Raw genomic sequence first — 23251 nt, 5'->3', positions numbered from 1 at the left:
AGCCGAACCGGACCGCAATTGGTCCGGTTCCGGTCTGGTTCCGGTCAGCGCTTGGCCGCGGCCGGCGCGGCCTGCTTCACGTAGCGATCCAGCCAGGCGTTGGATTCGGCCAGCATCTGCAGGATCGATTCGCGCGCGCGGTAGCCATGCGACTCGTTCGGCAGCATCACCAGCCGCGCGGTGCCGCCCAGTCCCTTGATCGCCGCGTACATGCGCTCGCTCTGGATCGGGAAGGTGCCGGAATTGTTGTCCTGTTCGCCGTGGATCAGCAGCAGCGCGTCCTTGATCCGATCCGCGTGGTTGAACGGCGACATGGTTTCGTACACGTCCGGGGCTTGCCAGAAATTGCGCTCCTCGGCCTGGAAGCCGAACGGCGTCAGGGTGCGGTTGTAAGCGCCGCTGCGGGCGATGCCGGCCTTGAACAGGCGCGTATGCGCGAGCAGGTTTCCGGTCATGAACGCGCCATAGGAATGGCCACCCACCGCGATGCGATCACGATCGGCCACGCCCAGGCGCACCGCCTCGTCCACCGCCGCCTCGGCGCTGGCGACCAGTTGCGGCACGTAGGTGTCGTTGGGTTCCTTGTCGCCCTCGCCCACGATCGGCACCGAGAAGTCGTCCCACACCGCATAGCCCATCGCCAGGAACGCCTGCGGCCCCCAATAGCTGATCGTGTTGAAGCGGTACGGCGAATCAGTCACCTGGCCGGCGGCCTCGGCGGATTTGAACTCCGCCGGATAGGCCCACATCAGCATCGGCAGGCGGCCGTCGCGTTTGGGGTCGTAGTTCGGCGGCAAGTACAGCGTCGCGGTCAGATCCACGCCGTCCTTGCGCTTGTAGCGGACCTGCTGCTTCTTCACGCCCTTCAGCTGCGGGGTCGGATGCGGGAAGCGGGTCAGCGCGCGCGGCTCCGCCCCGCCTTCGGCGATGAACAGGTTGGTTGGCTCGTCCGGCGATTCGCGGGTGATCAGCAGGCGCTGGCCATCGGCGTCCAGCGGTGCCACCGGCACGGCGTAGTAAGGCGCCTGCGAATGGAACAGGCGGGTCTTGCCGCCCTGCTCGAGATCCACCTTGTCGAGGAAGGGACGATCCCCTTCCGGCGACGCGCCGTCGCCAATCCGGTAGATGCTGTGTCCATCGGCGGCGAGCATCAGGCGCATTTCACCGCGTTCGTCCTGCGCCAGCACCGGCTGGCCGGGATCGTTGTAGCGATCCTCGTAGGACCCCTCGCGGATCAGCTTCGGTGCCTGCGCCGCGTCGTCCGGCGCGATCCGCCATTCGCGGATCTGGCGGTTCTTCCACCACGCCTCGCTGATCAGCGCCAACCGGCCGTCGCCCCACTGGATGTCGGCCAGGCGCATGCCGAGGCGCGCCAGCGTCACCGGCGGCTTGTCGAAGGGCGCGGCCTGCATCATCACCGCGTCGCGGATGGCCGCTTCACGCGAAGGATCGCCGCCGTCCTGGGCCTCGGCCCAGACCAGCGTGGCGTCGGCGTCGGCCCGCCACTGGATGTCGCGCACGCCGGCGGGCACCGCGTCGTTGCCGGGCGGCAGGCCTTCGATCAGCGGCAACTTCGCCACTTCGTGGACCAGCCGTCCCTGCATGTCCAGGACTTCGATGCGGGTCGGGAACGAAGTCACCGGCACCAGATAGGAGAATGGCCGCTCGACCCGGCGACGCAGCAGGTAACGGCCGTCCGGCGACGGCGACAGCGACAGGTTCAGATCCGGATTGCCCAGCGGCTTCACCGCACCGCTCAGATCGACCAGCGCCGGCTGCGAACGCAGTTGGTACTCCAGCAGGCGCGCGTCGTCCTCGTTGCGCAGCATGTCCTGGTAGGTGCGGATCTGCACCACGCCGCCGCCCGCCTGGGTCTGCTGCACGTTGGGGCCGGTCGGCACCCCGCTGCGCTCGGGCGTCTCGCCCTGCCCCTGCGGCTGCAACTGGACCAGCAGGCGGCTGCTGTCGCCCAGCCAGGCGTAGCCACGGCCGACGACGGTGTTGAGGGCGCGATCGGTCAATCGGCGCGCGCCGCGCGATGCCACGTCGATCAACCACAGTTCGTTGGCGGCCGATTGCGGATCGATGCGGTTGAACGCGATGTAGCGCTGGTCCGGCGACCAGCGGAAACCGACCATCGACAGCGGCTGCGGCAGCCCCTGGATGCGCAGTTCCTTGCCGGTGGCGATCTCCTGCAGCCAGAAGTCGGTGCCGAACGAGAACCGGCTGGCCGAATGGCTGCGCGGATGGATGCGCAGGCCGGCCAGTTTCAGCTCCGGCTGGGCGACCACATCGATGCCCGGGAGCGTGGGGACCTGCATCAGGGCCAGCAGGTCGCGGCGGGGGCTGACCGAGATGTCGGGACGGCGCGGCGCGTCGACGATGGCCCGCAGCGGTGCCGGCGGAAGCTGGTAGCCGGTGTCGGCGACCGCCGCGACCTTGGGTGCGGCGGCCGGCGTACGGGCGATGGCGGCCGGCGCCAGCAGGGTCATCGCCAGGGCCAGCGCGGCGATACGGGGCATGGAGGGCATTGGGACTCTCTCGCGACAGGGTTTCATTCGAGCTTAACAACCCCGATCCCGGTCGGGCCACGGCCGTCGGTCATGCCCGGCCCATCCATCGCTTCATCCGGAACAGCCGATATAATGGCCGCCCTCGCCGAGGGGCGCTGCGACCATGACGGCTTCAGGAGAAGCATCGATGGCCAGGCTCGGCAGGACTTTTCTGTAACGGCGCCCGGTCAAGAATGCGAGCACAGCTCGCCCATTAACCGGAGCCGAACCATGAACGCCGTACGCCAGTTCTCCACCGAGGGTGACTACAAGGTCGCCGACATTTCCCTGGCCGACTGGGGCCGCAAGGAAATCGACATCGCCGAGCACGAGATGCCGGGCCTGATGTCCATCCGCCGCAAGCACGCCGCCGCCAAGCCGCTCAAGGGCGTGCGGGTGACCGGTTCGCTGCACATGACCATCCAGACCGCCGTGCTGATCGAGACGCTGGTCGACCTGGGCGCCGACGTGCGCTGGGCCTCGTGCAACATCTTCTCCACCCAGGATCACGCCGCCGCCGCGATCGCCGCCAGTGGCACCCCGGTATTCGCCTGGAAGGGCGAGAGCCTGGAAGAGTACTGGGACTGCACGCTCGACGCGCTGAGTTTCGGTGGCGGCAAGCTGGGTCCGGAGCTGGTCGTCGACGACGGCGGCGACGTGACCCTGCTGATCCACAAGGGCTACGAACTGGAAAACGGTTCGGACTGGGTCAACACCGCCTCCTCCAGCCACGAGGAGCAGGTGATCAAGAACCTGCTCAAGCGCGTGCACAAGGAGCGTCCGGGCTACTGGACCGAAGTGGTCAAGGCCTGGAAGGGCGTGTCCGAGGAAACCACCACCGGCGTGCACCGCCTGTACCAGCTGGCCGAAGCCGGCACCCTGCTGGTCCCGGCGATCAACGTCAACGATTCGGTCACCAAGTCCAAGTTCGACAACCTGTACGGCTGCCGCGAGTCGCTGGCCGATGGCCTGAAGCGCGCGATGGACGTGATGCTGGCCGGCAAGGTCGCCGTGGTCTGCGGTTACGGCGACGTCGGCAAGGGTTCGGCGCACTCGCTGCGCGCCTACGGCGCCCGCGTCATCGTCACCGAAATCGATCCGATCTGCGCGCTGCAGGCGGCGATGGAAGGCTTCGAGGTCAACACCATCGAAGACACCCTGGGCACGGCCGACATCTACGTCACCACGACCGGCAACAAGGACATCATCACCATCGATCACATGAAGGCGATGAAGGACCAGGCCATCGTGTGCAACATCGGCCACTTCGACAACGAGATCCAGGTCGACGCGCTGGTCAACTTCCCCGGCGTGCAGAAGGTCAACATCAAGCCGCAGGTGGACAAGTACGTGTTCCCGAACGGCAACGCGATGTTCCTGCTGGCCGAAGGCCGTCTGGTCAACCTGGGCTGCGCCACCGGCCATCCCAGCTTCGTGATGTCCAACTCGTTCGCCAACCAGACCCTGGCCCAGATCGACCTGTGGGCGAACAAGGACGTCTACGAGAAGACCGTCTACCGCCTGCCCAAGCACCTGGACGAGGAAGTGGCGCGCCTGCACCTGGAAAAGATCGGCGTCAAGCTGACCAAGCTGACCCAGGACCAGGCCGATTACCTCGGCGTGCCGGTGGAAGGCCCGTACAAGCCGGATCACTACCGCTACTGATCGCGGTTCCGGTCAACAGTTGCAACGCGACGGGCGCCTTCGGGCGCCCGTCGTCGTTCATGGACAGCAAGCCCGTTCAAGACGACGGCGCGCGGCGCGGCCAGCATGATCGCCTCCGACGACACGGACATCGCCCATGACCCCTGCCATCGAACTGCTCAAGCGACAGCGCATCGCCCATGCCGTGCACGCCTATGCGCATGATCGCGACGCCGGTTCCTACGGCACCGAAGCGGTCGAGAAGCTGGGCCTGGACCCGGCCCGGGTGTTCAAGACCCTGCTGGCCGCCACCGAATCCCGCGAACTGCTGGTGGCCATCGTTCCGGTCGCCGGCCAGCTCGACCTCAAGGCGCTCGCCGAGGCCGCCGGCTGCCGGCGCTGCGACATGGCCGCCGCCGACGCCGCCCAGCGCGCGACCGGCTACCTGGTCGGCGGCATCAGCCCGCTGGGGCAGAAGAAGCGGCTGCGGACCTTCCTGGACGCCAGCGCGCAGTCGCTGCCGGCGATCCACGTCAGCGCGGGCCGGCGCGGACTGGAAGTGGAACTGGCCCCGGCCGATCTCGCGCGCCTGACCGACGCCCGCTTCGCGCCGATCGGTCGCGCCCGCTGAAGGGCGCCGCCCGCGGCCTTCGCCTCCGGTACGGGATTACGGCCGCCAGTTGGCGTTGTTCTCCCAGAATTCCACCGCGCGGCGATAGGCGTCGCGGTCCAGCGGCGTGCCGGAGCCGCCCTCCTCGACGCCCAGCGCGTTGCGCATCATGGTGATGGGCGCCATCGGGATCTCCTCGGGTTCGGCGGTATACAGGCAGCCGACCACGCCCCAGTCGGCGTCGATGGGACTGCCCTCGCGCGCCAGTTGCTCGCGGCTGTACAGGATCACCACCAGGTAGCGCGCCACCGGCGGCTCCACGCCCTCGAACCAGCGCACCAGCACCGGCAGCTCCTCGCGGGTGCGGGCCTCGTAGGCCGACCGCAGCCGATGGCGGTTGCCGTCGGTGATCGGCACGGTCAGGCAGCGGGTGGAGGTCCAGTTCCGGTGCACGTGCAGCCGGCAGAACGGCGCATAGCCCGGCAGGTCGTTCAGCGGCGCGTGCCGGTTCAGATGCTGCTCGAACTGCTCCGGCGTGCAGTCCTGGATGGTGTTGCGGCGGGTCTCGCGGGGAAACAGGCGGGTGCGGGCGAACGGCGTGAGGACGATGGACATGGACGAGCGCGGTGAAAGGTCCCGCACAGGGTAGCGCGTGGCCGCAAGCCGGCGGCCACAGCGTTTGCATATCCATCTTGATGGAGAGATATAATGGACGCGTTTCCGTCGCCCTGCCCGCCCATGACCGCCCTAAGCTTCGAGTTCTACCCCCCCAAGACCGACGAGCAGCGTGCCCAGCTCGACCGCACCGCGGAGAAGCTGAAGGGATATGGTCCCGAATATGTTTCCTGCACGTTCGGCGCCGGCGGCTCCACCCTCAGCTACACCTCCGAGACGGTCCGCCATCTCAACCAGCAGCATGGCTTCTCCGCCGCGCCGCACCTGTCCTGCGTGGGCGGCAGCCGCGAGGAAATCCGCGAACTGCTCAAGCTGTACCGCGCCATCGGCTGCAAGCGCATCGTCGCCCTGCGCGGCGACCTGCCTTCCGGCATGGGCCACCCCGGCGACCTGCGCTACGCCTCGGAACTGATCGCGTTCATCCGCGCCGAGCATGGCGATACCTTCCACATCGAGGTCGGCGCCTATCCCGAGACGCACCCGCAATCCGACGATGCGCTCAGTGATCTGAAGTACTTCAAGGCCAAGGTCGATGCCGGTGCCGATGGCGCGATCACCCAGTACTTCTACAACCCCGACGCCTATTTCCACTTCGTCGACGCCGCCCGCAAGCTGGGCGTGGACATTCCGATCGTGCCCGGCATCATGCCGATCTCCAACTATTCCCAGCTCAAGCGCTTCTCCGAAGCCTGCGGCGCCGAGATTCCGCGCTGGATCGCCAAGCGCATGCAGGCCTATGGCGACGACGTGGACAGCATCCGCGAGTTCGGCGCGGACGTGGTCGCCAACCTGTGCGAACGGCTGATTGCCGGCGGCGCCCCGTCGCTGCACTTCTACACCCTGAACCTGGCCAAGCCCACCCAGGCCGTGCTGAGCCGGCTGGGGCGCTGAACCACGGGTGGTGTGCGCGGCGTTGCGGTTGGCGCGCATGCATGAAGCTCATTGGCGGGCCACGCGTCGGCCGGTAGGCTGATGCGATGCGACTCATCCTCCTGCCGCTGCTTGCCGCCTGCCTGGCCTGGCCCACGGGAATCCTTCCCGCCAGCGCCCAGGATCCGGTGCAGCGCTGCACCACCATGACCGGCGAAACCGTCTACACCGACAAGCGCTGCGAGGACATCGGCGCGATGGACCGCCTGCCGAATCCCGCCACCGCGTCCACGCGCGGCGCCTCCGGCCTGTATCGCGGCACCTGTTCGCGCACGCTCAGCGATCTGGTGGCGCAGATCACCGCCGCCGTCGACGCGCGCGACGTCAACCGGCTGGCCGACATCTACCAATGGAACGGGATCTCCGACCGATCCGCCCACCGCATCCTGGATCAGCTGGAAGCGGTGGTGCAGCGCCCGCTCATCGACATCGTCCCGATTCGCCCCGCCACGCCGGTGCTGGCCGAGGACGGCAGCGTGCTGGACGCCAACACCGATGGCTACTACCCGCAGACCACCCCGCAACGGCCCGTCGGCCTGCGGCTGGAGCAGACACTGAAGAACAGCGCGACGCCGTCGCGAACGGTGTTCGGCCTGCGGCGCGCCTACAACTGCTTCTGGATCACGCTGTAGGCACGATCGGAATGCGCCCGCCCGAGGAGGCGTTCCCGGTCAGGAAAAGCGAAGCGTGGCGATCACGCCGCGTTGCTCTCCCGGCTTCACCCCGACCCGCCAGCCATACAGATCGCAAAGACGACTGACGATCGAAAGGCCAATGCCGCCTCCCTGTGAATGACCGGCGTGGGTACCGCGGTAACCGCGTTCGAACAGACGGGCGGCGTCTTCCTTGCTCAGCCCCGGACCGGAATCAATGACTTCCACCGCCGTCGGCAACAACCTCACGACGACCTCGCCTTCCTGGGTGTACTTGACCGCGTTGCCGATCAGATTGCCCAGGGCCACCGATAGCGCGGCTTCCGGCGCATCGATCTTCAACCCGCAATCGCCCTCAACCCGGAGGTCCAGCGTCTTTCCACCCAACTGGGCGCGGTGCGCGTCCAGCAGTTGTTCCGCCACCCGGCCAACGTCGGTGTTGCCGTGCCCGCGTTCGCTCCGCGACAGCAGCAGCAGAGCGCTGATGAGATCCGTGCATTGCTGCTCCGCGCGCTGGATGCGCAGGATGCGCGTGCGGGTCTTCTCGTCCAGGTCCTGGCGCGACAGCATCAATTCGACCGAGCCGCGGATGATGGCCAGCGGCGTACGCAGTTCGTGGCTGACGTCGGCGTTGAACTCGCGATCGCGCTGGACCACCTCGGTCAGGCGGTCGGAATAGTCATCCAGCGCCTTGGCCAGCTCGCCCACTTCGTCCTCGGGAAAATGGGGCGCCAGCGGCTTGGGATCGCTGCTGCCCTTGTAGGCGCGCAACCGGCGCGCCAGGTTAGAAACCGGACTCATCACGCGCGAGGCGGACCACCAGCCGATGATCAGTGACAGCGCGCCGAACAACAACACGGCCAGGTACAGCCAGCGCTTGAGCTGCACTTCGCCCTTGCGCGACTGGGTCATGTCATAGGCCAGGAAAAACCACTGCTCGGGGGCTTTCCTCACCGCCAGCTTGTAGGCGTACTCGACCCCGGTTTCATCGACGCCGGTGATGTTGTGGGTTCCGTCGCGCAGGCGAATCCAGTCGGGGAACTCGGTCCGCAGCCGCTCGCTGTCGGGTGCGAACACGTAGGCGCGTATCTGCTGGACCTTGATGTCCGGGTTCCCGCTAGGGTCCAGGTAGAAACGACGCATGTACTCGTCGATGTTCTGGTTCATCACGTCTTCCACCAGCTGTGTTTCCACGCGCTGGCGGGCGACGTCGGTCAGATAGGCGAACAGGCCGGTCAGGCCGGTGCCCAGCAGGAAAAACGACAGGATGATGCGGGTGCGAAGGCGGTGGCGGAACTTGCGGGCGCGCGCCGCCGCCGGGCGTCCGGGCTCAGCCGTTGCCATCGGGCGCGGCGATCCGGTAGCCGATGCCGTGGCGGGTCTGGATCAGGGGGACTTCGAACGGCTTGTCGACCACCGCGCGCAGGCCGTGGATGTGCACACGCAGGGAATCCGAGTCGGGCAATTCCTCGCCCCAGACCCGGGTTTCCAGTTCCTGGCGGGTGACCACCGCCGGCGAGGCTTCCATCAGCGCCTGCAGGATCTTCAGCGCGGTCGGGTTGAGTTGCAGCAGCTTGCCCTGCCGGCGCACTTCCAGGGTGTCCAGGTTGTATTCCAGATCACCGACTTCCAGCACCCGCGTCTGCACGCCCTTGCCGCGACGCGACAGCGCGTTGAGGCGCACTTCCACCTCCTGCAGGGCGAACGGCTTGATCAGGTAGTCGTCGGCGCCGGAGTCGAAGCCGGCCAGCTTGTTGTCCAGGGAGTCGCGGGCGGTCAGCATCAGCACCGGGGTCTGCTTGCGCGCCTCGTTGCGCAGCTTGCGGCAGACTTCCAGCCCGTCCATGCCCGGCAGGTTGAGATCCAGCACGATGGCGTCGAACTCGTGGACCACGGCCAGGTGCAGGCCGGTGACGCCGTCGGCGGCGAAGTCCACGGTGTGGCCGCGTTCCTCCAGGTAGTCCCCGAGGTTGGCGGCGATGTCGCTGTTGTCTTCAATGACCAGAATTCGCATGGCGGTTCCTGTGTTGGGATCCGTTCGACCCGTCCTGCGGGCCGCGGTTCCAAAAGTGAGGCCCTGAATTTAACAAATTCTCCCTGCACGGCTCCGTGCACGGATCAATCGGCCCCGCAACGCCCCTCATTGCAAAGAAAAAGCCCAGGCCGGCGGGCGCCGACCTGGGCCAAGATGTGCCCCGATTACCGTAATCCTGTGCTTTCCGGAAGTAACCCAATCCAGGGAAGACGCAGAGCTGCGGTCGGGCAAGGCTACGCGGATTTCGACTAAAAAACCGTTAAAGCTCGCGTTAATTCCACGTGAAAACGCCCTGTTCAGGCAAAGGTTCAGCCTGAACAGGCGGCCCCGTCCGCCAGGTGGTCGACGATGGCCCCCGCCACGTCCACGCCACAGACCGCCTCGATGCCTTCCAGGCCGGGGGTGGAGTTCACTTCCAGGACCAGGGGACCGCGCCTGGACCGGATCAGGTCCACTCCGGCCACGCCCAATCCCAGCACCTGCGCGGCGCGGACCGCGACCGCCCGCTCTTCCTCGGTCGCCGGGGCGGCCTCGGCGGTGCCGCCGCGATGCAGGTTGGAGCGGAAATCACCCTCGGGTGCCTGCCGGCGCATGGAGGCGATGACCTGGTCGCCGACCACGAAGCAGCGCAGGTCGGCGCCCTCGGCCTCGCCGATGAACTCCTGCACCACGAAATTGGCGTACAGGCCACGCAGGGCTTCCACCACGCTGCGCGAGGCGGACGGCTTCTCGGTCAGCATCACCCCGGCGCCCTGGGCGCCTTCGTTGAGCTTGATCACGTGCGGTGGCGGGCCGAGCATCGACAGCAGGTCGGTGGTGTCGTCCGGGTTGTCGCCGAACACGGTAATCGGCAGGCCGATGCCCTGTGCCGCCAGCAACTGGTGCGCGCGCAGCTTGTCGCGCGCGCGCAGGATGGCGTCGGACGGATTCGGGCTGAAGCTGCCCATCAGTTCGAACTGCCGCAGCACCGCCGTGCCATAGCGGGTCACCGAGGCGCCGATGCGTGGAATCACCGCCGCATACCCGGCGATCGGCTTGCCCATGTAGTGCATCGCGAACCCGTGCGAGGCGATGCGCATGTAGCAGCGCAGCGGATCCAGCACGCGCACCGAATGGCCGCGCTCGCGGGCCGCCTCGACCAGCCGGCGGGTGGAATAGAGCTTGCTGTTGCGCGAAAGGATGGCCAGTTTCATGGCGGGTCGCCGCGGCTGAGGCCCAGAGAATCGCACGTCCCCGGCAACCGTGGATGACGGCCCGGTGACATGGAAGGGGGGAAGGGAAAAGTGGAGCGGGTGATGGGAATCGAACCCACGTTAGCAGCTTGGGAAGCTGCAGTTCTACCATTGAACTACACCCGCACGGGAACGAGTCTATGCGGTGTCGGGGCGCCGATGCAATGCGGCGCCCACGAGGGGCGCCGCAAGGCAAAGCAGGTGATCGGTGGAATCAGAAGCCGCCACCCAGGCTGACGAACACGGTCGCATCGTGACCGTCCTTCTTGCCGGCCGAAACCCGCGCGCCGACGTCGGCGTCGAGGCCGAAGACCTGCGTGCGGGCACCGACGGTGAGGGTGCCGTAGTTGCGATCGAAGTTCAGGCCCGGCACCGCGTACGGCATCACGCCGGGCATCGACTGCAGGCTGGCGAACACCTGGCGATCGGCTTCCTCGAACTCGTGATCGTAGGTCAGCTGCGCGTACGGGCGGGTGTGCTCGGTGGCCTGGATGCTGGCTTTCCAGCCGACGCTGCCGATCAGCGAATCCAGATCCTGGTCGCCATAGGTCAGCGCGGTGGAACTGGGGTTGCTTTCCGAATAGCCGTCCAGCTTGACCCGCTGGGCGACCACGCTGGCGACCGGGCCGTGGCGCAGCTTGCCGTGCTCGAAATCGTAGCCGGCGCTGATCGCCGCGGTCAGGTTGCTGCCGTCCGGCGAACCACTGTGGCGGCGGGTGGCGGGACCGAACGGGATCTCGCGGTCCACGTCGTAGGACAGCCAAGTGTAGCTGACCTGGCCATTGACCCACATGCGATCCTGGTACCAACCGGCAAAGCCGCCGAGGGTGGCATCCGATTGCTTGAAGCTGCCGCGGCTGTCGCCGAAGTCCATCTTGCCGCGACCGAAACCGGCGAAGCCGCCGAACACGAAATCACCACGCGTCCAGTCCAGGCCAAAGGTGCCGGTCGGGGTGATGCCGTCGAAATCGCCCTCGTCGTAGCGCAGTGAGTCGCCACGCAGGTCGCCCCACCAGCGCACGCCGTCGGATTCCGGCTTGGCGTCGATGTGGCTGGCGACGCGGTCGGCGCGCGAGCGGCCGATCACCGAGGCGGTGTACGGCAGCACGGCCAGCTGGCGCGGGCCTTCCAGCACCGAAATGGCGTACTGGCCCAGCATCTGGTGCGCGGTCATCGACGGATGCACGCCGTCGGCGAACGCATAGGTCGCCGCGGCGTTCGGATCCACGTAGTTCTGCGGTACGCACAACAGCGACGACACCGCGCCGCAGGCCGGCGTGGTCACATTGGCGAAACCGTACTGGCCCGGCGCGGAAGTGATTTCGCGCAGGAAGTTGAAGGTATCCAGCGGGATGACCCGCAGGCCCTGCGCGGTCAGGCCGTTGTAGAGCGCGGCATTGTAGGTCGCGGCCAGCTGGGTGGCGCCGGCATTGTTGAGGAAGGCTGGCGTGCGGCCGAGGTCGGGGATGTTCGGCACCAGGATGTACTCGGCGCCGGCCTGCTTGAGGCCGGCGACCACGGTGACCTGCGACGTCACCGCCGCGCCGATGATGGCCGGCGTCTGCGACGGGTTGGCGACGGCCGCGAACAGATCGTTGGGGCCGCCCCAGACCGTGTACAGCGCGCGCGCGTCGGCCTTGCCGCCGGTCGTGCCCAGATACGAGGCCAACTGGGTGGTCAGCGCCGGAACCGGCACCGTGATCGGGCCGAAGGCCTGCGAACCATCCGTACCGGTGCGGGCACCACCCACCGCGTAATTGGTGCCGCCCTGGTTGGCGCTCACCGCACCCGTGCCGTAGTACTGGGCCAGGAATTCGGACCAGACGAAGCCCGGGTTGGTGGTGAAGCGGCCCGCGACCGCGGCGCCCGGGTTGAGCTGGACCAGGGTCGGCCGGAAATGTCCGCTGTCGGTCAGGCTGTCACCGAAGAAGATGGTTTGCGAGAAGGGGCTGCTCTGCGCGAAGGCAGGCGTCGCGGCAGCGGCCAGGGCCAAGGCCAGCAGGCGGCGCAACGGCCGTTGGGTCGATTTCATGGTGTTCTCCCGGGGCAATGTCGATGTTGTCGTTATGAATGCGATGCGGCGTGGGCTGCGTTGGCCGTACGGCGGCGCATGGGAGGCTATCGTTCCACCAAGGCCCGGGGCGTTCACGCTGCAACGCGGCAAACCGGCGTGCACCGGCACGGCGGGGCGGCGACAATAGGCGCATGAACATCGTATTGAACGGCGAAGCCCGCCACATCCAGGCCGCGCTCACCATCGCCGGCCTGCTGCAATCCGAAGGCCTGGCCGAACGCCGCGTGGCCGTCGAGGTCAACGGCGAAATCGTGCCGCGCGGCCTGCATCCCTCCCACGCGCTGCACGACGGCGACCGCATCGAGATCGTCCACGCGCTCGGCGGCGGCTGAGCGCCGCCGGCCGCCCGCTCAGCTCGCGGGCGGTTCGACGTAGATCGGATTGCCGAGCAGCCAGAGGCGGCCATCGGCGCCGCGCACGTTGGCGCGCACCCAGTGCCTTGCGCCATCGCCGCGCCAGGTGAACCGCAGGACCTGCTCATGCGCGCCGGTCGGGATGGGACGGCGTTCCACGATCCGGCCATCCACGATCAGTTCGACGGTGGCGCCGCCCACCGCGCTGGCGCGCAGGACGAACGCGGCTTCGCCATCCGCGGCCACCGGCAACGCCTGCCCCATCACCGCGCGCACCTGCCCGGCCTCGGCTTCCCAGGTCATCGCGCGATCGCGGCTGCCCTGGACATCGACGAACACCTGGCCCTGGCGGATGCCGTCCAGGATGGCCGGCATCGACAGTTCCGCCGCCCGCACCACCGTGACCGGCGTCCCCAGCGCCGCGCCGCCGGCATCGGTGACCTCCCGCAGCGCATCGTGATTGTCGCTGCCGCCGATCGCGGTGAGCCGGTGTCCGGCCGACAGCTGGCGCTCCCAGAACGGAATGCCCGACCACTCGCTGTCGGCGTCGGCGCCGTTCACCACTTCGACCGCCTGGATCCGCGACAGATCCGTCGTGTCCGGCGCACTCCAGCCGCAGCCCATGCAGGCCTCGCCGGAGGGGCGGATGGGATGATTGATGGAGACGATGCCCTGCCCCCGAGTCTGCGCCAGCACCGCGTTCCAGTCCGGCACCTCGGCCGACCCCACCCTGAAATCCAGCGACGCGATGCTGCCGATCCAGTTGGCATGGCCGCTGAAGGTCGTGATCTCGCGGCCCGGCATCAGCAGCAGGCGATCGAAGTACGGCTGCAGTTCGCGCAGGCCGTTGGCCTGCGACATGGTGTTGTGATCGGTGACGGCGATGAAATCCAGTCCGCGTCGCGCGGCTGCCTGTGCGGTCAGGAACAACGGGCAGGGCACGCGCGTGCCGGCCTGGCTGGCGCAACCGCCATCGCTGTGCGCGTCGTGCATGTGCAGATCGCCGCGATACCAGCCCGCTTCCCCGCGCAGGGGCGCCTCGGCGCGGGTGTCGTCGAACCACACCCGTGCGGTGAAGCGATCGTCCGCATCGGCGCGGACATTCGGAAAGCCCAGCAGCAGCGACCAGGTTCCCGGCGTGATCGGCCCGGGCAGGTAGGAGGGCGTGGCGTCCGTCGCCGATACCGTGAAGCGCTGCTTGTTGCCGCCGCTCCAGCCCCGGAATCCGTCGCGTCCACGGAAGCCGTCCGGCCCCAGCAGGCCGAGATCGACCGTGGTCCGGCGTTCGCGTCCGCTGTACTCGAATTCCACGGTGATGCGGCCGGTGCCGGCGGGCACCTCGAACGGCAGCAGGCGGTAGCTCTGGTGATCACCACCACGGATGCTGCCTTGCAGGATCCGATCCGGCGCTTCCCCGGCGCGCAGCGAAAGACAGCACAGCAGCAGGCCCAGCAGGGCGACAAGTCGTTGCATCACGGAGTTTCTCCAATGGCGAGGCCCGCGCAGGGATCATCCCCGGGCCGTGGACGGCAGCGGGCGATGCCGCCGCCCGGCAAGGCGACGCGGTATTCGCCGAATCGGGCGTCCGCGTCGATGTAGTCGGTGGATACGATCTGCGCGCCGCCGGCGAAGGCGGCGTCGCGGCGCCGGGCATCGCCGGCGCGCGCTTCCCGGGTGTCGGCGTCGGCGCGCGTGCGCACCAGCAGGCCCGCTGCCAGCGCCTGCCGGATGGCTTCCGCCTGGTCCCGCGGGTCGTTGAGCGTGCGCCAGCCGGCCGCCGCCGAATCCACGCCGGTGTTGACGAACATCACCCGGCCTTCCAGTTGCCTGCGGGCGCCGCGGTACCGCGACACCTTGGCCTCGTCTTCGTCCAGCGCGAACAGGAAGCGCCCGCGCGCCTGGCCCAGCGTCGGCTGGCGTGGAGGGTCGCCGGCGCCCAGCACCTGATCCGGCAGAATCAGTTCGGCCTCGGAAAACACGTCGCGAATTTCGGCATCCAGCGCGTCGAATGCCGCGGTGTCGAATGGCAACGGCTGCACCTGTCCCGGCGCGGACGGTCCGTCCTTGGCATTGATCTGGACGATGATCGGTACATGCCGGGGATGCGCGCGCGACCACGCCCGCAGTTGCCGCAGGCATTCGCGGAACGGCTGGCATCGGCTGCGCCAGTCGATGTCGGCCAGGTGCATCACCTTGAAGCCCGGCTGGCGCATCGATCGCGCCAGTCCGGCCGGTGCATCCGCGTGCGCGAAGCGTCCACCACGCGGGTCGTGGTAGACATCCAGCTCGAAACCGCGCACACCGCGCGCCAACTGTTCGGCCAGCGGACGATGCGCGTAGTCGATGCCGTCCGCGCCACGAGGATCACGTGCGCGGTGCGCCGCCAGTTCGTGGCCGGGCAACGCGCGCTTGTAGCTGTTGTGCGTGGCCAGCAACTGGATGTCGTCCAGGCGCAGGTGCCGATCCATCCAGGCCTGCGCGCACCCGGCACCTGCCCCCGCCGCGTCGGCCGCGGTGAAGTCGCAGGCCGCCGACGCCCAGGTCGCCGGCAGCCACAGCAACAGCGGGCGCAGTACCCGCCAGCCTCGTCCCGCCATCAGAACGCGCTCACTAGAAGCGGTACATCAACGCCAGGCGGTACGAACGCCCCAGCAGCGGACGCGCGATGAAGGTGTTGGCACCGGCGTCGCCGCTGGATACCTCGCCCGCGCGCGGGTTGCCCTCGGTCAGTCCCAGCGAGTTGTCCAGGTTGTCGACGTAGGCATACAGCGACCAGCGGTCATCGAAGGCGTAGCTGCCGCTGAGGTTGATCACGTCGTAGGACGGCAGGCGCACGCTGTTGGCGGTATCCACGTAGCGCTCGCCCTGGCGTTCGTAGGACGCCTGCAGGCGCAGCTTGCCACCGGCCAGGTTGAACCCGGGCACCACCCGCAGGCTGTTCTTCGGCACCCGGATCAACTGGTTGCCGACGAAATCGCGCAGCACCGGCTGGCCGTTGACCACTTCGGTATAGCGCAATCCGCGATACTCCGGTTCCTGCACCGTCGCGGTCATAGAAACGTCGAACCAGTCCACCGGATAGTAGGCGGCTTCCAGTTCCAGGCCGAAAGTACGGGTGTCGGCGAACAGTTCCTGCCGGGTCGAAGCCCCCGTGTTCGCATCGAACACGTAGTTGCTGTAGCCGACGTTGTCGTACCTGGTGAAGAACGCCGTGGCGAACAGATCGAACTTCTGGTGGGTGAACTTGTAGCCCAGCTCGCCCAGGTCCATGGTCTGGATCACCGGCTTGGCGGTCGCGTTGGTGATGAACGAACCCAGGTTCGGCAGGCGGAAGGTCGAGGTCCAGCGCGCGAACAGGCCGGAATACTCGTCGAACTGCCAGTTGCCGCCCAGGGTCCAGCCGACCTTGTCGAAGTCCCGGTCGTAGGTCGAGAAGCGGCCGTTGCCGATCCACATCTGGCTGTCGGTGACCGGGCCGCCGGCGGTCAGGTTGGGCTGCACGCGCCCTTCCACCCAGCCTTCCACGTTGACCTTTTCCCAGCGCACGCCGCCGTCGATGCGCAGCTTGTCGTTGACCTGCCATTCGTCGGCCAGGTAGAACGCGTGCGTCTGCGAGCGGCCGCTGGCGTTCTCCCATTCGTAGCCGTAGCGCCAGATGCCGTTGTCGCTGATGGTGCCCACCGGATTGCCGCTGGCGTCCACCGCCACCAGGTCCAGCAGGCGGGCGTTGTCACGCGCGTCCAGCAGGACGGTGGAGGAATAGCGATCGAAGTCCTGATCCACCTTGGCGTAGTAATAGCCGAAGGTCAGGTCGTGGGACTGGCTGCCGAACTCGAAACGGCGCGACACCCGCGCGTCGTTCATCAGTTCCTTCACTGGCGCGGTGACGCCGCGCAGGCCGCCGATGACGATCAGGCCGTTGCCGTTCTGGCTGGCCGTGTCGTAGATCTGGCCGCCGTGGGTATAACGGAACTGCAGCGCGGTCGCGCCCGGGTAGCGGGCCAGCAGGGCCAGGTTGTCGCCGTTGGCCAGGAACGAACTTGCGCTCTGCAACGCGTTCGGGAACATGCCGTTGCGCTGGGTCTCGGTGTCGTTGTAGCGCAGGCTGTCGACGAAACGCCAGTCGCCCAGCGTCTTGTCGAACTTGACCGTGAACTGGTCGCGTTTGACGTGGGTGCCCTCGCCATTGTCGAAATCGTAGATGCCGCCGTCGGCCATGCGCATGCGCACGTGCTCGGTTTCCGGCCCGGCCAGGGTGCCGTGGTTGCCGTCGAAGCCCGGCACCGCGCGGATCTTGCCGCCGATCGTGCGCATCGGGATGCCGAGATACAGCATCACCTTGTCGTCCATGTGCTTGACGTCGAAGGACAGGCTGCCGCCGTCCAGCGCGCGCACCAGGTTCAGTCGCACCTGGCCGCCGTCGTTGGCCTTGAAGCCGGGATCGCGCACGCCATCGTCCTGGCGGTAGTAGCCGCCCAGTGACATTTTCCAGTCCTGGCCAATCGGCGTGCCGACCCAGAAGTCGCCGCGATGCAGGCCGTAGTCGCCGACGGCGTACTTGAACACGCCCTCGGTGCGATCGCCCGGCTGGCGCGGGATGTAGTTGACCGCGCCGGCGGGCGCGTTGGAGTAGAAGATCGAGGACGGTCCGCCGCGCACCACTTCGATGCGCTCGGTGGTCTCGTCGAGGCGGAACGCCTGGTCGCCGTTGAGATAGCCCAGCGCGGGGTCGTGCTGCACCGGCATGCCGTCATCGAGCAGGGTGATCGAACCGAAGCCGTCGACCGGCACGCCGCGCGCGCGCACGTTGCCGCTGGCCTCGCCGCCGGACGCCTCGACCCAGAAGCCCGGCACGCTCTTCAGCGATTCGGTGACGCTGGTGGGTGCCTGCAGGCGCAGGCGTTCTTCGTCGATGCCGGTGATCGAATAGCTGGTCTCGGCCTTGCTGCGTTCCTGCACGCCGGCGCGGCCGGTGACGATCACCGTATCCAGTTGCTTGGCGCTGGCGGTCGCGGCCGCCGCGGCGGCCTCCTGGGCATGGGCGGGCAGCAGGCCGGCGGTGAGGCAGGCGCCGGACGCGAGGACGCAGCGAATCGAACCGCCGAGGCGGTGGAGGCGTATGGGCATGGTTGTTTCCTGGGGGAGGAAGAGCGATCGCGCGGCAGTGGCGCCGCGCCGTGATCGACGGGATGTTGGCCAGCGGATATGTCGTCGGGGTGACCGCGGCGGGTCAATCCGATGACCATCGCGACGCCGATCCCGCTTTTCCGGCGCCCCGCGTCGCTCCGCTCACGCACGCCCGGCCGGGATCGGCGATAATCCGCCGATGCCTCACGATACCCACACCGACCCGCTGGTCATTGCGGGAAAAAGCTACCGTTCCCGCCTGCTCACCGGCACCGGAAAATTCAAGGATTTCGAGGAAACCCGCCTGGCCACCGAGGCCGCGGGCGCCGAAATCGTCACCGTCGCGATCCGCCGCACCAATCTGGGCCAGTCGCCCAACGAGCCCAACCTGCTCGACGTGCTGCCACCGGATCGCTACACCATCCTGCCCAACACCGCAGGCTGCTACACCGCCGACGATGCGGTGCGCACCTGCCGGCTGGCCCGCGAGCTGCTGGACGGCCACACCCTGGTCAAGCTGGAGGTACTGGGCGACCAGAAGACCCTGTACCCCGACGTGGTGCAGACCCTGGCCGCGGCCGAGCAACTGGTGGCAGACGGCTTCCAGGTGATGGTCTACACCAGCGATGACCCGATCCTGGCCCGCCGGCTGGAAGACATCGGTTGCGTGGCGGTGATGCCGCTGGCCGCTCCGATCGGTTCGGGCCTAGGCATCCAGAACAAGTACAACCTGCTGGAAATCATCGAGAACGCCAAGGTCCCGGTGCTGGTCGATGCCGGCGTGGGCACCGCCTCGGACGCGGCCATCGCGATGGAGCTGGGCTGCGACGGCGTGCTGATGAACACCGCCATCGCCGGCGCCCGCAACCCGGTGCTGATGGCCAGCGCGATGCGTAAGGCGGTCGAGGCCGGCCGCGAGGCCTTCCTGGCCGGGCGCATCCCGCGCAAGCGCAACGCGTCGGCCTCCAGCCCCATCGACGGCCTGATCGGCTGATCCGATGACCGATCCGTTCTCCAGCCCGGGCGCCAAGACCCCGCCCAAGCCATTCACGGTGGAGGAAGGACGGCGCCAGATCCGCAGCTTCGTGCTGCGCCAGGGCCGCTTCACCGAGGCCCAGCAACGCGCGTTCGATACGCTGTGGCCGCGCTTTGGTCTGGACTACACCGGCCAGTCGCGCGACTACGACGCGGTGTTCGGCAGGCAGGCGTTGCGGGTGCTGGAGATCGGTTTCGGCAACGGCGAGGCGCTTCGCTTCGCCGCCACCCAGGATCCGGATCGCGACTACATCGGCCTGGAAGTGCACGCGCCGGGCGTCGGCCGGCTGCTGAACGCGCTGGCCGAGGACGGCAGCGATCACGTGCGGCTCTACCACCACGACGCGGTGGAAGTGCTGCAGCACGAGGTCGCCGACGGCTCGCTGGACGAGATCCGCATCTATTTCCCGGATCCCTGGCACAAGAAGCGCCACAACAAGCGCCGCCTGATCCAGCCCGGCTTCGCCGCCCTGCTGGCGGGCAAGCTGCGCAGCGGCGGACGCTTGCATGCGGCCACCGACTGGCAGGACTATGCCGAACAGATGTGGGACGTGCTCGACGCCACGCCCGGCCTGCGCAACCGGGCCGGCCCGCGCGGACACGTGCCGCGCCCGCCCTGGCGGCCGCAGACCCACTTCGAGACCCGCGGCCAGAAGCTGGGCCACGGCGTCTGGGATCTGGTTTATGACCGGGATTAGGGAATAGGGAACTCGGGATTGGACGTCTTCGCCAAATTGCCTGATAACCGTGCCGGCACCGCACTCGGCCCGCGCCACCGGCGCGCCCGCCCTACCGAATCCCGGTTTTCAACGTCCGAATGGACGGTCATCCCGAATATCGAATCCCAGCCGTGATCACCACTGCGCTGACGCTGACCAACGACATGAAGCTCGTGCTCGGGCTGGTCGGCTTCACGATGGCGATGTTCCTGTTCGAGCGCATCCGCGCCGATCTGGTCGCGCTGGTGGTGCTGGTGATCCTGGGCATCACCGGCCTGATCGCGCCGGAGGAAATCTTCGGCGGCTTCTCCGGCAACGCGGTGATGAGCATCATCGCGACCATGATCCTGGGGGCCGGCCTGGACCGCACCGGCGCGCTGAACCGGCTGGCCTCCTGGCTGTTGCGGCGCGGCCACGGCGTCGAGCAGCGGCTGCTGCTGATGACCACCGCCATCGCCGGCCTCAATTCCTCGTTCATGCAGAACCCGTCGGTGATGGCGCTGTTCATGCCGGTCGCCTCGCGGCTGTCCTCGCGCACCTCGCTGTCGCTGCAACGCCTGCTGCTGCCCATCGCCGCGGCCATCGTGATGGGCGGCGCGCTGACCATGGTCGGCAATTCGCCGCTGATCCTGCTGAACGACCTGCTGGTCTCGGCCAACAACAACCTGCCCTCCGGCATGGCCACGCTGGAGCCGCTGCGCATGTTCGCGCCGCTGCCGATCGGCGTGGCGCTGCTGCTGGCCTCGCTGCTGTACTTCCGCTACTACGGCGACAAGAAACTCAAGGACGAAACCGAAACCAGCGTGACCCCGGCGCGCACCGAGAGCTATTTCGCCAATACCTACGGCATCGAGGGCGACGTGTTCGAGCTGCTGGTCACCGCGGAAAGCCCGCTGGTGGGCATGTCGCTGGGCGAGGCCGAGGCGATGCACGACGCGCCGCTGATGCTGGCGCTGCAGACCGGCAACGACACCCGCCTGGCACCGCCGGCGGACATGCGCATCTGGGTGGGGAGCGTGCTGGGCGTGATGGGTTCGCGCCCGCAGGTGGCCGACTTCGCGCAGAACCATTTCCTGCGGATGTCCTCGCGCCTGCGCCACTTCGGCGATCTGTTCAATCCCAGCCGCGCGGGCATTTCCGAGGCGGTGATTCCGCCGACCTCCAAGCTGATCGGCAAGACCGCCGCCGACCTGCGCCTGCGAAAGCAGGCCGGCATCAGCCTGCTGGCGATCAACCGCGACAAGAAGGTGCTGCGCGAGGACGTGCGCAAGATTCCGCTGCGCGCCGGCGACATGCTGGTCTTCCACAGCATCTGGACCGACCTGCACCAGGCCGCCGAGAGCCGCGACTTCGTGGTGGTGACCGACTATCCCAAGGGCGAGCAGCGGCCGCACAAGTTCAAGATCGCGATGACCATCTTCGCGGTCACCATCATCATCGCGCTGACCTCGAAGCTGCCGGTCTCGCTGACCCTGATGACCGGCGTGGCCGGCATGCTGCTGACCGGCGTGCTGCGGATGGACGAGGCCTACGCGGCGATCAACTGGAAGACGGTGTTCCTGATGGCGGGGCTGATTCCGCTGGGCTGGGCGATGGACAGCAGCGGCGCGGCGGCGTGGGTCGCCGGGCACACCGTCGAGCGCCTGCCCGAGGGCATGCCGGTCTGGCTGATCGAAATCGCGGTGGCACTGCTCACCACCGGCTTCTCGCTGGTGATCAGCCACGTCGGCGCGACCATCGTGATGGTGCCGATGGCGATCAACCTGGCGCTGGCCGCCGGCGGCAATCCGACCGCGTTTGCGCTGATCGTCGCGCTGTCGGCCTCCAACAACCTGATGACCGCGTCGAACCCGGTGATCTCGATGGTCACCGGCCCGGCCAACTACACCTCGCGGCAGATGTGGCGCGTCGGCGGACCTCTGTCGCTGATCTACACCGTGGTGGTGGTGCTGGCGGTCAACGCGCTGTTCTGGTGGAACGGCCGGGCGGGTTAGCCGCAGCCCCCTGTCATCTCGACTGTGGGAGCGACGTCAGTCGCGAGCTATTGCCCGAGCGGGCCACCGTGGATCATCGCGACTGACGTCGCTCCCACAGGTTGGCCGTGCGCGCTACACCAGCCGCACCATGCCCTCGACCACCTGCACCGGCACCGCCCGCAGCGAATCGCCGCGGCAGGGACCGGCGACGCAATCGCCGCGCTGCAGTTCGAACGAGGCGCCATGGGCGGCGCAGACCAGCAGGCCGTCCTTGCTTTTCAGGAACTTGCCCGGCGCCCAGTCCAGCCGGCGGCCGGCATGCGGGCAGACATTCAGCCAGGCGCGAACTTCCCCGCCCTGCCTAAAAAGCACCAGAGACTCGCTATCTCCGTCGATATCGGCTTCGACTTCGGCGAACCCGCCGTCTTCTATTCTGTCCAGCGCTATAAGGGCCATGGTCGCCTTAACGAACTTCTCACACCGTCATATTCTTGTCACCGGATACTGCACGCCATCCGGCTCCGGCCGCATTGTGTCACGACCCATCGCCATGTTCGCACGCAGCTTCCAGTTCAACGCCTTCCGTTCCGCCTTCGCTCCGCGCAAGCCCCGTCATCCGCTGCTGCGGCTGGCCATCGGCCTGCTGGGCCTGGCCTTGTTGTGCGTGCTGGTGTTCTTCAGCGTGTTCATCGGCGCGGCCATGATCGCCGCCGGCCTGCTGTACAGGCTGTTCAAGCAGCGCGGCAAGCCGATCGCGCGTGGCGGTGTGGTCGAAGCCGAGTACCAGGTGGTGCGCAAGCCGGTGTTGCCGCTGTCGCGCTGACGGCGCGCGTCCTACACTCAGCGGCCGTTTCCCTGCCCGGCACGGCCGGCCGCCGACATGACCGATCTGTTCCCCGCTCCTCCCGTTCCGCGCGTGCCCGTGCGTGGCGGCGGCACGTTTCCCGTGCGCCGTATTTTCTGCGTTGGCCGCAACTTCGCCGATCACGCGCGCGAGATGGGCGCCGCCGCCCCGGCCTCGAAGACGGAGCGCGGGCAGCCGGTGTTCTTCCACAAGCCCGCCGATGCCATCGTCGCCGGTAACGCGGATGTTCCCTACCCGCCCGGCACGCAGGATCTGCACCATGAGGTGGAACTGGTTGCCGCGCTGGGCCAGGATGCCCCGGCCGGCGAGCTGGATCCCGCACGGGCGCAGGCGCTGGTGGTGGCCTATGGCGTCGGCCTGGACCTGACCCGCCGCGACCTGCAGGGCGCGGCCAAGGCCAAGGGGCTGCCGTGGGACACCGGCAAGGGCTTCGATCATTCCGCGCCGATCAGCGATCTGGTGCCCGTGGCGGACGTGGGCGATCTCGCGGCGCTCACGCTGACCCTCGCCGTCAACGACCAGGTGCGCCAGCATGGCGCGCTGTCGGATCTGATCTGGGACGTGCCGGAAATCCTGCACGAACTGTCCCGGCTCTACGCGCTCAAGGCCGGCGATCTGGTGTTCATGGGCACGCCGGCCGGGGTGGGTCCGCTGGTGGCCGGGGATCGCTTCGCCGCCTCGCTGGACGGCGTGGTCGAACTGCGCGGCACGATCGTCTGATCCCCGTCGTTCGCGCGAAAAACGTGCGGAAGGGGATGCGATCTTCACCCG

20 protein-coding genes, 1 tRNA gene and 1 riboswitch are annotated in these 23251 nt (G+C 67.8%); of the genes, 10 read left to right on the top strand and 11 right to left on the bottom strand.

Translation table 11 applies throughout. The annotated features are described in order from the left end of the window. Nucleotides 1-44: 44 nt before the first annotated feature. Nucleotides 45-2522, bottom strand: a complete 2478-nt coding sequence (locus tag IQ458_RS07060; RefSeq protein WP_235996650.1) for a S9 family peptidase — start codon at nt 2520-2522, stop codon at nt 45-47. A 132-nt stretch (nt 2523-2654) separates the two neighbouring features. After that, nucleotides 2655-2745: riboswitch (S-adenosyl-L-homocysteine riboswitch) on the top strand. Nucleotides 2746-2783: 38 nt separating this feature from the next. Here IQ458_RS07060 and ahcY point away from each other — a divergent pair. Both ahcY and ybaK read left to right on the top strand, forming a co-directional pair. Beyond that, on the top strand, nt 2784-4217 hold the full coding sequence (gene ahcY, locus IQ458_RS07055) for an adenosylhomocysteinase (protein WP_192197318.1): 1434 nt from the start codon (nt 2784-2786) through the stop codon (nt 4215-4217). Between the two features lie 136 nt (nt 4218-4353). Beyond that, the gene (ybaK, locus tag IQ458_RS07050; protein WP_183644142.1) at nt 4354-4827 is read left to right on the top strand and encodes a Cys-tRNA(Pro) deacylase; all 474 of its coding nucleotides are present in this window, start codon (nt 4354-4356) and stop codon (nt 4825-4827) included. A 36-nt stretch (nt 4828-4863) separates the two neighbouring features. On the opposite strand, the gene IQ458_RS07045 is transcribed toward ybaK, so the two are convergent. Then, nucleotides 4864-5421: a DUF3228 family protein gene (locus tag IQ458_RS07045; RefSeq protein ID WP_203322341.1), complete on the bottom strand. Its 558-nt coding sequence runs from the start codon at nt 5419-5421 to the stop codon at nt 4864-4866. Between the two features lie 123 nt (nt 5422-5544). Between IQ458_RS07045 and metF the strand changes: the two genes are divergently transcribed. Next, entirely contained in the window at nt 5545-6372 is an 828-nt protein-coding gene (gene metF, locus IQ458_RS07040; RefSeq protein WP_203322340.1) for a methylenetetrahydrofolate reductase [NAD(P)H], read from the top strand. Nucleotides 6373-6458: 86 nt separating this feature from the next. Further along, complete coding sequence (locus IQ458_RS07035) at nt 6459-7043, top strand: hypothetical protein (protein WP_203322339.1); 585 nt, start codon at nt 6459-6461, stop codon at nt 7041-7043. A gap of 39 nt (nt 7044-7082) precedes the next feature. Here IQ458_RS07035 and IQ458_RS07030 read toward each other — a convergent pair whose 3' ends face one another. From IQ458_RS07030 to IQ458_RS07010, 5 genes are all read right to left on the bottom strand, one after another. Then, nucleotides 7083-8408 (bottom strand): sensor histidine kinase, encoded by a 1326-nt coding sequence (locus tag IQ458_RS07030; RefSeq protein ID WP_183644153.1) that lies wholly within the window; start codon nt 8406-8408, stop codon nt 7083-7085. Continuing rightward, the gene (locus tag IQ458_RS07025) at nt 8395-9078 is read right to left on the bottom strand and encodes a response regulator transcription factor (protein ID WP_183644157.1); all 684 of its coding nucleotides are present in this window, start codon (nt 9076-9078) and stop codon (nt 8395-8397) included. Before IQ458_RS07025 ends, IQ458_RS07030 begins: the two co-directional genes overlap by 14 nt. 329 nt (nt 9079-9407) lie before the next feature. Continuing rightward, nucleotides 9408-10292 carry a 30S ribosomal protein S6--L-glutamate ligase gene (gene rimK, locus IQ458_RS07020; RefSeq protein ID WP_203322338.1) on the bottom strand — a complete coding sequence of 295 codons (885 nt, stop codon included), beginning with the start codon at nt 10290-10292 and terminating at the stop codon, nt 9408-9410. Between the two features lie 91 nt (nt 10293-10383). Continuing rightward, a tRNA-Gly gene (locus IQ458_RS07015) sits at nt 10384-10457 on the bottom strand. An 88-nt stretch (nt 10458-10545) separates the two neighbouring features. Next, complete coding sequence (locus IQ458_RS07010) at nt 10546-12363, bottom strand: autotransporter domain-containing protein (protein ID WP_192197316.1); 1818 nt, start codon at nt 12361-12363, stop codon at nt 10546-10548. Between the two features lie 173 nt (nt 12364-12536). On the opposite strand from IQ458_RS07010, the gene thiS reads away from it, so the two are divergent. After that, complete coding sequence (gene thiS, locus IQ458_RS07005) at nt 12537-12737, top strand: sulfur carrier protein ThiS (RefSeq protein ID WP_203322337.1); 201 nt, start codon at nt 12537-12539, stop codon at nt 12735-12737. A gap of 18 nt (nt 12738-12755) precedes the next feature. Here thiS and IQ458_RS07000 read toward each other — a convergent pair whose 3' ends face one another. From IQ458_RS07000 to IQ458_RS06990, 3 genes are read right to left on the bottom strand one after another with little or no spacing between them, the layout of a single operon-like run. After that, nucleotides 12756-14231, bottom strand: coding sequence for a CehA/McbA family metallohydrolase (locus IQ458_RS07000; protein ID WP_203322336.1), 1476 nt, complete (start codon nt 14229-14231; stop codon nt 12756-12758). Beyond that, on the bottom strand, nt 14231-15355 hold the full coding sequence (locus IQ458_RS06995) for a Ca2+-dependent phosphoinositide-specific phospholipase C (protein ID WP_203322335.1): 1125 nt from the start codon (nt 15353-15355) through the stop codon (nt 14231-14233). The genes IQ458_RS07000 and IQ458_RS06995 overlap by 1 nt, the downstream gene beginning before the upstream one ends. 13 nt (nt 15356-15368) lie before the next feature. Beyond that, nucleotides 15369-17885 (bottom strand): TonB-dependent receptor, encoded by a 2517-nt coding sequence (locus IQ458_RS06990; RefSeq protein WP_203322334.1) that lies wholly within the window; start codon nt 17883-17885, stop codon nt 15369-15371. 199 nt (nt 17886-18084) lie between these two features. On the opposite strand from IQ458_RS06990, the gene IQ458_RS06985 reads away from it, so the two are divergent. The 3 genes from IQ458_RS06985 to IQ458_RS06975 all read left to right on the top strand — a co-directional run bounded on the left by IQ458_RS06985 (nt 18085) and on the right by IQ458_RS06975 (nt 21633). Further along, entirely contained in the window at nt 18085-18879 is a 795-nt protein-coding gene (locus IQ458_RS06985; protein WP_203322333.1) for a thiazole synthase, read from the top strand. Between the two features lie 4 nt (nt 18880-18883). Beyond that, a complete protein-coding gene (gene trmB / locus IQ458_RS06980; RefSeq protein WP_203322332.1) occupies nt 18884-19618 on the top strand; it encodes a tRNA (guanosine(46)-N7)-methyltransferase TrmB in 735 nt (244 codons plus the stop codon). 155 nt (nt 19619-19773) lie between these two features. Beyond that, entirely contained in the window at nt 19774-21633 is a 1860-nt protein-coding gene (locus IQ458_RS06975; protein ID WP_183644843.1) for an SLC13 family permease, read from the top strand. A 114-nt stretch (nt 21634-21747) separates the two neighbouring features. Here the strand turns inward: IQ458_RS06975 and IQ458_RS06970 are convergent, their stop codons facing one another. After that, the gene (locus IQ458_RS06970) at nt 21748-22071 is read right to left on the bottom strand and encodes a Rieske (2Fe-2S) protein (protein WP_183644185.1); all 324 of its coding nucleotides are present in this window, start codon (nt 22069-22071) and stop codon (nt 21748-21750) included. Between the two features lie 94 nt (nt 22072-22165). Between IQ458_RS06970 and IQ458_RS06965 the strand changes: the two genes are divergently transcribed. Both IQ458_RS06965 and IQ458_RS06960 read left to right on the top strand, forming a co-directional pair. After that, complete coding sequence (locus IQ458_RS06965; protein WP_203322331.1) at nt 22166-22438, top strand: hypothetical protein; 273 nt, start codon at nt 22166-22168, stop codon at nt 22436-22438. Nucleotides 22439-22495: 57 nt separating this feature from the next. After that, nucleotides 22496-23200 (top strand): fumarylacetoacetate hydrolase family protein, encoded by a 705-nt coding sequence (locus IQ458_RS06960; protein ID WP_203322330.1) that lies wholly within the window; start codon nt 22496-22498, stop codon nt 23198-23200. The last annotated feature ends 51 nt before the right edge of the window (nt 23201-23251 follow it).

It is taken from the genome of Pseudoxanthomonas beigongshangi (assembly GCF_016820515.1).
Taxonomy (GTDB): domain Bacteria; phylum Pseudomonadota; class Gammaproteobacteria; order Xanthomonadales; family Xanthomonadaceae; genus Pseudoxanthomonas_A; species Pseudoxanthomonas_A beigongshangi.
This window is presented reverse-complemented; position numbering and strand designations above follow the sequence as displayed.

Excerpts from the sequence above, each read along its gene's own strand:
- ybaK (WP_183644142.1), top strand. The coding sequence starts at position 4,354 with ATGACCCCTGCCATCGAACTGCTCAAGCGACAGCGCATCGCCCATGCC.
- IQ458_RS07035 (WP_203322339.1), top strand. The coding sequence starts at position 6,459 with ATGCGACTCATCCTCCTGCCGCTGCTTGCCGCCTGCCTGGCCTGGCCC.
- IQ458_RS07060 (WP_235996650.1), bottom strand. The coding sequence starts at position 2,522 with ATGCCCCGTATCGCCGCGCTGGCCCTGGCGATGACCCTGCTGGCGCCG.
- IQ458_RS06960 (WP_203322330.1), top strand. The coding sequence starts at position 22,496 with ATGACCGATCTGTTCCCCGCTCCTCCCGTTCCGCGCGTGCCCGTGCGT.
- IQ458_RS07010 (WP_192197316.1), bottom strand. The coding sequence starts at position 12,363 with ATGAAATCGACCCAACGGCCGTTGCGCCGCCTGCTGGCCTTGGCCCTG.
- thiS (WP_203322337.1), top strand. The coding sequence starts at position 12,537 with ATGAACATCGTATTGAACGGCGAAGCCCGCCACATCCAGGCCGCGCTC.
- trmB (WP_203322332.1), top strand. The coding sequence starts at position 18,884 with ATGACCGATCCGTTCTCCAGCCCGGGCGCCAAGACCCCGCCCAAGCCA.
- IQ458_RS06970 (WP_183644185.1), bottom strand. The coding sequence starts at position 22,071 with ATGGCCCTTATAGCGCTGGACAGAATAGAAGACGGCGGGTTCGCCGAA.
- ahcY (WP_192197318.1), top strand. The coding sequence starts at position 2,784 with ATGAACGCCGTACGCCAGTTCTCCACCGAGGGTGACTACAAGGTCGCC.
- IQ458_RS06965 (WP_203322331.1), top strand. The coding sequence starts at position 22,166 with ATGTTCGCACGCAGCTTCCAGTTCAACGCCTTCCGTTCCGCCTTCGCT.
- IQ458_RS06985 (WP_203322333.1), top strand. The coding sequence starts at position 18,085 with ATGCCTCACGATACCCACACCGACCCGCTGGTCATTGCGGGAAAAAGC.
- IQ458_RS07045 (WP_203322341.1), bottom strand. The coding sequence starts at position 5,421 with ATGTCCATCGTCCTCACGCCGTTCGCCCGCACCCGCCTGTTTCCCCGC.
- rimK (WP_203322338.1), bottom strand. The coding sequence starts at position 10,292 with ATGAAACTGGCCATCCTTTCGCGCAACAGCAAGCTCTATTCCACCCGC.
- IQ458_RS06990 (WP_203322334.1), bottom strand. The coding sequence starts at position 17,885 with ATGCCCATACGCCTCCACCGCCTCGGCGGTTCGATTCGCTGCGTCCTC.
- metF (WP_203322340.1), top strand. The coding sequence starts at position 5,545 with ATGACCGCCCTAAGCTTCGAGTTCTACCCCCCCAAGACCGACGAGCAG.
- IQ458_RS07025 (WP_183644157.1), bottom strand. The coding sequence starts at position 9,078 with ATGCGAATTCTGGTCATTGAAGACAACAGCGACATCGCCGCCAACCTC.
- IQ458_RS07030 (WP_183644153.1), bottom strand. The coding sequence starts at position 8,408 with ATGGCAACGGCTGAGCCCGGACGCCCGGCGGCGGCGCGCGCCCGCAAG.
- IQ458_RS07000 (WP_203322336.1), bottom strand. The coding sequence starts at position 14,231 with ATGCAACGACTTGTCGCCCTGCTGGGCCTGCTGCTGTGCTGTCTTTCG.
- IQ458_RS06995 (WP_203322335.1), bottom strand. The coding sequence starts at position 15,355 with ATGGCGGGACGAGGCTGGCGGGTACTGCGCCCGCTGTTGCTGTGGCTG.